Genomic DNA, 9,816 nt, shown 5'->3' with positions numbered 1-9,816 from the left:
CCTCGTCAATCGCCAGAGTGACGTAGTTAGCGCAGCTAACTACAGCGGTTCTTCTCCTTGAAATTGTCCCCTTCTGGCCAAAAATTCGTCATTTCCTCTATTTTCAAACAAGCCCTAAAAGGCTGGATACAAAATTCCATTTGTAAAATTTACCGCTTTATGTTGCATTATGGTGAACTTCATGTTAAAATAGTAAAAAATGAGGTAAGGAGCAAATGGTATGTATTGCAGACACTGTGGAAACCCTGTAGACCCTAACGCTTTTGTTTGTACCAACTGTGGCGTTAAGACTGGCACTGGCTTTAATTATTGTCCCAACTGTGGCAACCCCACAGGCCCCCAGGCCGCTGTATGCGTTAAGTGCGGCGTCTCTCTGGCCGCTCCTATGGGCGCCCCTGGCATGGCGGGCGCCAAGTCCAAACTGGCCGCGGGCCTTTTGGGCATTTTCCTGGGCGGTTTAGGGGTTCATAACTTTTACTTGGGCTACACCAAAAAAGCGGTCATCCAGCTATTGGTCAGCCTGCTGGGAGGTATGTTTACCTGCGGAATAGCTACTCTTGGCATCAGCATTTGGGGCCTAGTGGAAGGGATTATGATCCTTACCGGATCTATTAACGTGGACGGCAACGGTGCTCCTCTGCGGGACTAGCACCTTTCCCTAGTAAAGCTTCCCAATAAAAAGCGCACGCCTTTTTTGGCATACCATTAAGAAAACATGCCCCCACTCGAATCAATATTTTTTAAGGACAGCGGAAAACGGGCGGCGCAAACAAGTGAACAACCGTACAGAAAACGGGCGATGTCGGAAAGACACCGCCCGTTTCTGCGTTCCGGCCAACGCCGCAGATTTTATCACTCCCGGAAGATTGGGACTATCCCCTGCCCGGCCGGTGCTGCATCAACCGGGAGAGCAAGGAGGCTATTCGTTCCGCCGCCAACGAATTGCAGCGGGCCGGGTGCATCCAGCGCCAGCAGACCAGGGACGAAAGCGGCAAATTCAGCAGCAACGAGTACATCATCCACGAGCAGCCTGTTTCTTTGCCCCGCTGGAACAATGTTGCCAACTGGTCTGCTGCCCGCGTTTTGATTTCCTAATGTTCTCCTTTTAACAGGGCACCACCGCCTGGGGGACTGACTATAATGAGTTTCTGGCTTTTGGCAAGCCACATTGCAGACGCAATCACCTGGTTTATATTGCATACTGCCTTGGCGCTCAAGGTTTTGGGTTGCTGTTTGGACTCTGTACGCTCTGCCCTACCGCTGGCCGGCGGCTTTCTGTAAAGGGCTTGTACTTCCAGCGTAGGGCTTGTTTGAAAAATCGGAAACGCCGTCTTTTTACCCAGAAGGGGCCCCCTTCTGCGTCAATAATCCTCGCCAATCGGAAGATTGCTTTGCGGTTTTTTCCTTGAAATGAACCCCTTCTGGGTAAAAATTCGTCATTTCCTCTATTTTCAAACAAGCCCTAGTCCGCTTACTAAGCGGTAACGTGCTGATGCTCGGTTTGATGGGATTTTCAACATAACCTTTGTAGGTTTTGCGCGAGGATGGCCGCACCTTGATTTTGGCGTAGTTCTCATACCACCCGTCTATCCAATGCCCTACCGTGTAGTGGACCGGCCTTTACGATGTCCAAGCCTTTGCCGTCCTCGATTGCCCGGGCAAGTTTCTCTTTAACCTCAGTCTGGGTCTTGCCAAGCACATTCTTAATAAATCACCTTGCCGGACTCAGGGCCACGGCCTGAGGGATAGTATGTATGGAGCCGCTACCGCGAAAGGAACGCGCCATGAGTGCGCTGCTGGCAGAATTGGGAACCGTTTTTCTTTGTTTTACGGCGCAAAAATCACCCCAACAAACTCAAGCCAATGAACCGCATCTGGATCCAAAAAACGGCGTACGCATAGCCCGTTTCGTACCACTTTTATGATGCGGCGTCAGATATTGATCTTCGCGTACCGCCCCTTCAAAAGGTTCACTAGCTCCGCGTATTTTTCCCGGCTAAGCAGGATCTCTCCCTCATAGCCTTTGAAACGGATGGTATAATTTTTTGCCTCATTGTCCGCCCGGACAGCCGCAACCTGGGAGAGGTTGACGATGAAAGACTGGTAGCAGCGGTAGAATCCACACCCCTCCAGCATTTCCTCCAGCTGGTTCATGGTATATCCCAGCAGCGTGATTTCCTGCCCATCGGTAGTTACAATACTGTTTTTCCGATTGCTCCGCTCAACGAAGAGAATATCACTGAGACGGGTGAGCTGATACCCGTTTCGGGTTTTGATCATGATACTGCGATTCGCCACCTCCCGCTTGGCCTGCTGTAGGTCGAACACATAGCTTAGCCGGTTGACCAGCGATTGGAGCGCCAGGGGGTCGAAAGGCGTTAGTAGGTACCCGGCGCACTGACAGCGGAAAGCATTGAAAGCCCACTCCGCCGAGTCGGAATAGACCACCACCTGGATATGTGGATGGCTCTGCCCTAAAACGGCGGACAAATGCTCTCCCACGCTGGTAATGCGGGGGTCGGCGGGCTGGTGGCTGGCAAATACCACGTCCACGTCATTGAGCTGGACATATTCAACAGCCTCCGTTGATGTCCGCGCCGTCCCTACCACCCGGAAGCACTGGAACGCGTGCAGCATCACGGTCAGCTCGCCCAGCAGACGCTGGTCACTGTCCACCAGCAGAGCTTTCATCTCCATTGCCGGTTCCTCCCTGTTTTTACTCCGCCTGCCCGACATTCTTGAACGCCTGCTCTAATGCGCCGGGGTCGCCCTCATAGAGATCCAGCCACAGCGCAAAGGGGCCGTTGTGAGCATAACTCAAAATGTGCCCGGAGCCGTAGAGATCAATGACGCCGTCCGATTTCAGGCTCTTATAGGCAGTCTCTTCCTGGCTACCCTCCTCTAGGTTCTCCAGATCCCACCAGTAAAATTCCGCGCCGCTGACCTTGCGGGCGTCGGTACATAAGCCGTCGTTGGCCAGGGAAATAGCGGAGGCCGGGTCGTCAATCAGCCCCTGGGCCGCTAATTCGGCCAGAACCTCGTCCATGGTCATGTCCCAGATGGGAGCGTCAGGGTCCTCCCCCTCGCCAATCAGTGCCGCGGGCGGAACAAACTCCGGCGATGCCGCTACATAGGCCAGCACACCACCAAAGCCCAGCACCAGAAGAACGGAAAAAAGAATGGTAAAGCGTTTCATCGTCCTGCCTCCTCTCCCGCCAGGGCGTATCCCTGCAATTCCAGATAGTTACGATAGGTAGGGCTGGTTTTCAGCAGCTCCTCGTGGGTGCCCGTCGCCTCCAGGGAGCCACTGTTGAGAACGATGATATGATCCGCCTCCATCACCGTGCGCATATCATGGGCCACCACCACAATCGTTCTGCCCCTCATATGTTCTCTAACGGCGCGGAAGATGGTCCTGTCACTCTTATGATCCAGGCTGGCCCCAGCCTCGTCCATAAGCAGATAGTCCGGGTCGAACAGCAGCGTCCGGGCGATTGCCACCCGCTGGCGCTGCCCGCCAGAGAGCAGCGCCCCGCCCATGCCTACGTCAGAGTCATACCCTTCTGGCAGCTGGCTGATAAAGCCGTCCGCATCCGCAAGCCTTGCGGCCCCAGCCACCGCCTCATCCGACACTTCACCGGTTTCTCCATAGGCTATGTTATCACGAACGGAGCCGGAAAACAAGGGGTTATGCTGGAAGATGCAGCCAAAGCGCCGGCGCAGCTGGGCCAGCTTCACCTTGTCCACCGCCGAGTCCCCCAACCATACCCGGCCGCTGTCCGGCAGATAGATGCCCTGGATCAGCTTGAGCAGGGTGGACTTGCCGCAGCCGTTGTTGCCAATAATGGCAGTGGTTCTCCCGGCGGGGATGGTGAGGCTCAGGTCGTGGAGCACCGGCTGGCGGGGGTCGTAACCAAAGCTCACCCGTTCCAGCAGGATGTCCTCCTTCGTCCGGTCCTTCGGCAGGTCGTACCCGGCGTCCGGGTCCTCCTCCGGCCCATCCAGGAGGACGCCCACATACCGCATGGCGCCCTGGGTGCCCTTGAGGGTCTGGTAATGGGTCAGCACCTCAGCCTGGTACTGGTCCACCCGGCCCTTATAGGTGGTAAAGTCATTGATGCCGGTATCGGGCATCTGGCCCTTGCGGATCATGTCAGAGCCGAACAGGGCAATGGCAATGCTGCCGATGGAGGTATAGAGCGTATTGGAGAACACCTGCAGAACCTCCATAAAGGCATAGTAGATGTCCGCTTTGTACCGCTCATCAATGGCCCGAAAACCCTCCTCCGCTTCCAGCTCCTCTATGGCCTGGGCTTTCACGTGCTTGGCGGCGGAGATATGCTCGGAAAAGAACTCCGTCATGGTGCTCAGGCTCTCATACCGCCGCAGCATCATGCGGTACTGCAGCTGTCCCACCAGGACGAACACGCCAATAGCCAGAGGGACCAATAGCAGCATATATGCGGAGAGCTTTGCGTTGAACCGGGCCATCTCCACACAGCAGCGGATAAAGCCGTAGATGGAGGCCACCGTGGAGAATATCATGTGTATCACCGCGCTGGCCTGGGTAATGTCGTTCACAACGCCGGAGATGAGGGACGAGGGCTGGCGGCGCTCCACTTCCCGCATGGGCAGGTGGAGTATCTTGTTCCACAGCAGCATCCTAGCCCTAAGGGTGACCTTCTGGATGCCATACTCCCCGCAGAGGTTGCTGAACATGGCTATTACGGCGTTCAGCACGGTCAATAGGGAGTAGCCGATAATGACGCCGTTGTAGAGCTCGCCCTTGTTGATCTGGATCACATACTTGGAGATAGCCAGCACCACCTCGGTATTGACAAGGCCGAACGCCAGGGACACGATAAACAGCCACCAGGGGATGGGAAACCGGGTATAAAACGAGATATAGGCGCGGAAAGAATATTTCTGCTTCTGCTGGCTGCTGTCTGTTCCGTTGCGCTTCATATCAGCAGACCTCCTCTCCATTTTCCATCATTTCCCGACAGTACAGGTTGGAAGCCATCACATCTTCCCGCTCCCCGGCGGCCTCCACCCGCCCGTCCCTAAGGACGATCAGATAGTCCGCGTTGCGTATGGTCTGGGCGTCATGGGCCACATAGACCACGGTTTTCCCCGCCATGACCTGCCGGATGCTGGCCCACACGCCCGCCTTTCCGCCTATGTCCATGGCGGCGGTGGCCTCGTCCAGCAGCAGGCAGTCCGGCTTTTTCAATAGGGCCCGGGCCACAGAGAAACGCTGCCGCTGCCCGCCGGAGAGACTGGCCCCGCTCTCCCCTACCGGGGCGTCGTAGCCCAAGGGCTGGCGGCGGACATAATCAAGGATGCCCACGGCGGCGCAGGCCTCGTCCAGCTCCTCGTCCGGCGGCGTCCGCCCCAGGCCGTGGAGCAGGTTTTCCCGGATGGTGCCGGCGTACATAACGCTCTCCTGGGTCACATATCCCAGGGCGCGGCGGAAACTGGACAGAGAGTAATCCGAGGTATCCTTTCCTCCTATCTGTATCGACCCGCCGTTCAGTGGGTATAGACGGTCGACCAGGTTCAGCAGGGTGGTCTTCCCCGACCCGGAGGGACCCACCACGGCGGTGATGCGCCCCGCGGGGATATCCAGGTCTAAGCCCGTGAAAAGGGGCTCGCTCCCGAAGGAGAAATCCACCTTCTCAAAGTGAATGCCTCCCGCCGGTGACTCCATGGTGCTTCCGGCGTTCAAATTTTCTGAAGGCTCGGCCATGATCTCGCTCACCCGCTCCACCGCGCCCTGGGCGCTTTTGAAGGAGGTCCAGTAGCCGCAGTATGCGCTGAGGATATTGGTCAGTTGAATAGCAAAGCCGTAATAAGCGATCCACTCCGTCAGGCTCAGTGCGCCGGAAGCGTAGTATCCCCGGCCCACCAGGATAATGACGACGGTCTGTAAGACGCTGGCAATGGCACGGATGGGAACCGCTGTGCCTGTGATCCAGATATTCATTCCGGCGGCCCGGTAGCTGGCCTTCATCCGCTCCCCGCCGGTGGCGGCCTCCTTCGCCTCGGCGCCCATGGATTTTATCAGCATAAGGTTATTGGTACGCTCCGCCACCGTGGCGGTCAGCTGGGCGTTGCGCCGGTTGATAAGATCCTGTACGCCAAATTGCAGGCGGCCCAGAATAAAGCTGATGAGGATATTCACCGGCAGCGCCGCCACCAGGGACCACATCAGCGCCCCGTCATAGCTAGAGACTTTCTGAAGGATCACAAAACTGGCATAGGCCGTGGTAAAGATGGGGAGAAAAACCTTCATGACCAGATTGCTGATGCTGGAGATGTCGGTGGTAATACGGCTGAGCAGTTCCTTGGGGTTGTTGTTCTCATAGAACCGCAGGGGCAGGCTCACCGTCTTGCGCCAGACCATCCGCCGCAGGTTCCTGTCCATGCGGGCTGTGCAGAGGTTATTGATGAGCCCGGAGACAGAGCTGAGAATTAGGGAGAGAATCTGGTAAAAAAGATAGGGCAGCACCACTGCGGTCAGTCCCACATTCCCGGCGAAGAGAGCGGCGCTGTATTCGGTAGAGCTGACGCCCGCATTGGCGATGACGGCGCTTGCCACAAGGTAGCCTACGATCCACAGATAGGGCAGGTCCGCCTTACCCAGCATGGAGAAGAAGCGGCGGAAGCTGCCGTAATTTTTTCGGAAAATCGCGTTTGTTTCCATGGTTTTCTCCTTCCTCTTATGTACTTTTCAGCAAAACGCCCCCGCCCTATCCCAATATTAGGATAGGGTAGGGGCGTTTCTATGTCCTTATTTCTGGGAAAGCGCCTGGAAATCTGCTGTAACGGCGTCCTTTTGGGCGTAGTCCTCCCCAAAGGCAATGGCAAAGCTGCCGTTGTAAGCGGCGGTTTCCAGAACAGCCGCGCCGCCCATGTAGACGATGACGCCCTCGTTCATAGCAAGGTTCTGGAAGCAGTTGGTGTACGCCTCAGAGGGGGTGGCGGCGTCCCACCACATCAGCCAGAGCCCATCGTAGTCCTGTGCTCGATCCGCAAAAGGTGCATAGGGGATATCACCGCCGGTATTGTCCGTGAGATAGCCCTCGGTAGTGAGCATGTCCACCGGGGCGGCGTCTTTGGAGATGTAGCCCTTGGCGGTAAGATATTCCACCATCTCATCGTATGTGCAGGTTTTCGGGTCCACGCCCTTTGTGCCGCCGCAGGCGGTAAGACCGCACACTAAAAGCAGTGCAAGCAGAGAGCAGACGATACGTTTCACAGTCTTTTTCATGGGACAGAGCCTCCTTTTATTGGTGAATGGATTATAGCATATTGGAAATATTGAAAAAAGGGCAGATGTCGATTTTGCCCGAAAAGCCGCTTAATCTGTCCGGCTTTACGCATACATATACTGGGCGATAACCTCTTTCACCGCCTGGGGCTGCATGACGCCCACATGGCTTTTGAGCAGCTGTCCGTCCTTATAGAAGTGGACAGTGGGCACGGCGGTTATCCCGTACTCCTGTGCCAGCTCCGGGTTCTCGGTGGTATTCAGCTTGACGATGTTCAAGAATGGTATCTCCGCCGCAATGTCCTCCAGTATCTTGGAAAACAGCTTGCAGGGAACACAGGTTGTGCCGTAGAAGTCGACAATGACGAAGTCCTCTCCGATCAGCTCTTTGAAATTGGTCTTGTCCGCGTTTTGAATTGCCATGATGGGTTCCTCCCTTAATAAAATTCTCTGATATAGTTTTTCAGCACCGTATAGGCGTGCCCGGCGTATTCGTTAAAAATGAAGTTCTCAAATGGGTTTGCCTCCCGGGCGCTTTCCTCAGAGACGCGCCAGGCTTTGGCATAGTCTGCGATAAACGCCTCATACTCCGCCTCGCCAGAGTGAAAGTGGTCCGTTTCGGCGTACCGGCGGCCCAGCAGATAGCGGCAGAGATTGTCCCAGCCGTCGTACTGGAGCATAGCTACCAGCTCATGGTAGCTTTTCACCGGGATGCGGCCCTGGAACTGCTCCGGCGCCATTTTCTCCAGGACCATGCCCTCCTGGCGGCACAGCGTCCGGCAGCGGTCCAGCTCCCGGTTAATGGCTTCGGCCCAGTCCTCCCGGTACAGCACAAACTCAGAGCCGCTTATCACCTCCCGGGTGAGCTCCTTCAGCGCTTCAAAAGAGTCCTGCCCGAAAGCGGCCTCTTTCTGCCGCTCCATCAAGTAGGCCCGGTATTCCGCCACAGTATGCACGCCGTCCAGCTCCAGCTTCTCCACCATCTCATCACAAGGTTCCGGGGCCACGCGGTTCATCACCCCTGCCAGCGCAAGGGACACCTTGCACTCCGGCAGGCCAGCCTCCCGGGTCTCGCCCACCCTCATGCCGATAGAGAGATTTTCCAGCTCCCTTTGAAACATCCCGCTCCCTGCCACAAAACGAACCTTCTCCTTATTGTACCTGGGGCAGTCCGAAACCAGCCGGCACACCACCTGGTCCCCGGCAGAGACCACCTCGCCGGGCTCCCAGCGAATATACGGGTTGGTCAGCCGCCTTATCTCCGCCGCCAGCTCCGCCTCATCCGGCACAAAAGGCTTAAGCAGCGGCCCCACGTCCACCTCTCGGTAGTCCTTCACCTTCAATATTCTTGATCTCATTCCCGCGCCTCCATTTCTTTCAGGTATTCCACCGCGCTGTGCAGGGCCACGTTGCCCTCGCCCACCGCCTTTGCGTACTGATAGGGCCGTCCCGTGCAGTCCCCGGCGGCAAAACAGCCCGGCAGGTTGGTCCGCTGTCCCCGGTCCACCCGGATGTGTCCGCCCTCTGCCGCCAGTCCCGGCAGCAGCGCCGACGGGGCCACGCAGGAACGCAGGCAGAATACTCCGTCCGCCGCTACCGTCTCGCTGCCGCAGACCAGGCCGGAAGCCCTGTCCCCTCCCAAAATTTCCGTGGGATATCCCACCGTGTGCCGCACATTGTCCCGGTGGACGCCGCAGTCCTTATAGCTGGTGCACAGGAACAGCTCTGAAGCCAGCCCGGCCAGGAACTCGACTTCCTCCTCCAAAGATGGGTCTGTGCAGACCACTGCCAGGCGTTTGCCCCGGTACAGCTCACCGTCACAGGTGGCGCAATAGCTGACCCCCTTCCCCAGCAGCCGGCTCTCGCCGGGTATCTCCCGGCTGTTAGATACCCCCGGGGCCAGGATGACCGTCCTGGCGTCATACATCTTGTCATTGACCACGGCGGTATAATAGCCGCCCATGTCGTAGATGGAATTGACCCGTTCCTCTAAAATAGAAATGCCCAAGCTGTCCACTTGATGTAAAAAGGCATCCCGCATCTTTGGCCCGGTAACTGCCGGAAGCCCCGGATAGTTCATCACACACTGGGCTTTCACGATTTTAGGGCTTAACTGTCTGGAGCCGAACCATAGAAAATCCAGGCCCCGTGCTTTTGCGCTTAGCGCGGCGGAAACACCGGCGGGCCCGCTGCCGATAATAAGCAGGTCGTACATCTGACGCACCCCTCCCAGCTTTTTCTAAATGCAACCATATCATTTTTTCCGAAAAAATCAATACCGCTTGCTCATTCCGCCCCGGAAACGGTCTATTCTGTACAGATAGCGGACGCTCTGTTCCAGCCCAAAGCCGGTATGAAACGGTAGGGTGTTTTTGCGAATGGGACAGAATGGTCGGGAAAATGAACAGAATAGGCATAGCATCTTGCGCCAGAGGAGAAAAGCTTCTATAATATTGGCACCTAGGGCTTGTTGGAACATAGAGGAAATGACGGATTTTTGACCAGAAGTGGTCAGTTTCCAGGAGAAAGCCGCAAGGAATCCT

General features: G+C 56.5%; 11 protein-coding genes and 1 pseudogene. 3 read left to right on the top strand and 9 right to left on the bottom strand.

The features are described from left to right. Positions 1-220 precede the first annotated feature (220 nt). The gene (locus U8U68_RS13065; RefSeq protein WP_322201476.1) at positions 221-649 is read left to right on the top strand and encodes an NINE protein; all 429 of its coding nucleotides are present in this window, start codon (positions 221-223) and stop codon (positions 647-649) included. 194 nt (positions 650-843) lie between these two features. Beyond that, positions 844-1,035: pseudogene (locus tag U8U68_RS13060) on the top strand (helix-turn-helix domain-containing protein); the annotation flags it as partial. Positions 1,036-1,335: 300 nt separating this feature from the next. Here the strand turns inward: U8U68_RS13060 and U8U68_RS13055 are convergent. Then, entirely contained in the window at positions 1,336-1,554 is a 219-nt protein-coding gene (locus U8U68_RS13055) for a hypothetical protein (protein ID WP_322201474.1), read from the bottom strand. A gap of 230 nt (positions 1,555-1,784) precedes the next feature. Between U8U68_RS13055 and U8U68_RS13050 the strand changes: the two genes are divergently transcribed. Next, the gene (locus U8U68_RS13050) at positions 1,785-1,925 is read left to right on the top strand and encodes a hypothetical protein (protein ID WP_322201472.1); all 141 of its coding nucleotides are present in this window, start codon (positions 1,785-1,787) and stop codon (positions 1,923-1,925) included. Positions 1,926-1,932: 7 nt separating this feature from the next. Here the strand turns inward: U8U68_RS13050 and U8U68_RS13045 are convergent, their stop codons facing one another. The 8 genes from U8U68_RS13045 to U8U68_RS13010 all read right to left on the bottom strand — a co-directional run bounded on the left by U8U68_RS13045 (position 1,933) and on the right by U8U68_RS13010 (position 9,488). After that, on the bottom strand, positions 1,933-2,697 hold the full coding sequence (locus U8U68_RS13045) for a LytR/AlgR family response regulator transcription factor (RefSeq protein ID WP_322201470.1): 765 nt from the start codon (positions 2,695-2,697) through the stop codon (positions 1,933-1,935). 19 nt (positions 2,698-2,716) lie between these two features. Then, positions 2,717-3,196, bottom strand: coding sequence for a hypothetical protein (locus U8U68_RS13040; RefSeq protein WP_322201469.1), 480 nt, complete (start codon positions 3,194-3,196; stop codon positions 2,717-2,719). After that, positions 3,193-4,965: an ABC transporter ATP-binding protein gene (locus U8U68_RS13035; protein WP_322201467.1), complete on the bottom strand. Its 1,773-nt coding sequence runs from the start codon at positions 4,963-4,965 to the stop codon at positions 3,193-3,195. The genes U8U68_RS13040 and U8U68_RS13035 overlap by 4 nt, the downstream gene beginning before the upstream one ends. A gap of 1 nt (position 4,966) precedes the next feature. Further along, positions 4,967-6,706, bottom strand: a complete 1,740-nt coding sequence (locus U8U68_RS13030; RefSeq protein WP_322201465.1) for an ABC transporter ATP-binding protein — start codon at positions 6,704-6,706, stop codon at positions 4,967-4,969. An 87-nt stretch (positions 6,707-6,793) separates the two neighbouring features. Beyond that, complete coding sequence (locus tag U8U68_RS13025) at positions 6,794-7,273, bottom strand: hypothetical protein (protein WP_322201463.1); 480 nt, start codon at positions 7,271-7,273, stop codon at positions 6,794-6,796. Between the two features lie 105 nt (positions 7,274-7,378). Continuing rightward, positions 7,379-7,696, bottom strand: a complete 318-nt coding sequence (locus U8U68_RS13020) for a thioredoxin family protein (protein WP_322201461.1) — start codon at positions 7,694-7,696, stop codon at positions 7,379-7,381. A 14-nt stretch (positions 7,697-7,710) separates the two neighbouring features. Continuing rightward, positions 7,711-8,631 carry a trigger factor gene (locus tag U8U68_RS13015; RefSeq protein WP_322201459.1) on the bottom strand — a complete coding sequence of 307 codons (921 nt, stop codon included), beginning with the start codon at positions 8,629-8,631 and terminating at the stop codon, positions 7,711-7,713. Then, positions 8,628-9,488 carry an NAD(P)/FAD-dependent oxidoreductase gene (locus tag U8U68_RS13010; protein ID WP_322201457.1) on the bottom strand — a complete coding sequence of 287 codons (861 nt, stop codon included), beginning with the start codon at positions 9,486-9,488 and terminating at the stop codon, positions 8,628-8,630. The genes U8U68_RS13015 and U8U68_RS13010 overlap by 4 nt, the downstream gene beginning before the upstream one ends. Positions 9,489-9,816: the final 328 nt, after the last annotated feature.

This window comes from Acutalibacter intestini (genome assembly GCF_034334985.1).
Lineage (GTDB): Bacteria > Bacillota > Clostridia > Oscillospirales > Acutalibacteraceae > Acutalibacter > Acutalibacter intestini.
Note: the sequence above shows the minus strand (reverse complement) of the source record. Positions and strands in the feature narration are given on the sequence as shown.

Coding starts and splice junctions, on each gene's coding strand:
- U8U68_RS13020 (WP_322201461.1), bottom strand. CDS start 7,696: ATGGCAATTCAAAACGCGGACAAGACCAATTTCAAAGAGCTGATCGGA.
- U8U68_RS13025 (WP_322201463.1), bottom strand. CDS start 7,273: ATGAAAAAGACTGTGAAACGTATCGTCTGCTCTCTGCTTGCACTGCTT.
- U8U68_RS13045 (WP_322201470.1), bottom strand. CDS start 2,697: ATGGAGATGAAAGCTCTGCTGGTGGACAGTGACCAGCGTCTGCTGGGC.
- U8U68_RS13040 (WP_322201469.1), bottom strand. CDS start 3,196: ATGAAACGCTTTACCATTCTTTTTTCCGTTCTTCTGGTGCTGGGCTTT.
- U8U68_RS13010 (WP_322201457.1), bottom strand. CDS start 9,488: ATGTACGACCTGCTTATTATCGGCAGCGGGCCCGCCGGTGTTTCCGCC.
- U8U68_RS13015 (WP_322201459.1), bottom strand. CDS start 8,631: ATGAGATCAAGAATATTGAAGGTGAAGGACTACCGAGAGGTGGACGTG.
- U8U68_RS13065 (WP_322201476.1), top strand. CDS start 221: ATGTATTGCAGACACTGTGGAAACCCTGTAGACCCTAACGCTTTTGTT.
- U8U68_RS13050 (WP_322201472.1), top strand. CDS start 1,785: ATGAGTGCGCTGCTGGCAGAATTGGGAACCGTTTTTCTTTGTTTTACG.
- U8U68_RS13035 (WP_322201467.1), bottom strand. CDS start 4,965: ATGAAGCGCAACGGAACAGACAGCAGCCAGCAGAAGCAGAAATATTCT.
- U8U68_RS13030 (WP_322201465.1), bottom strand. CDS start 6,706: ATGGAAACAAACGCGATTTTCCGAAAAAATTACGGCAGCTTCCGCCGC.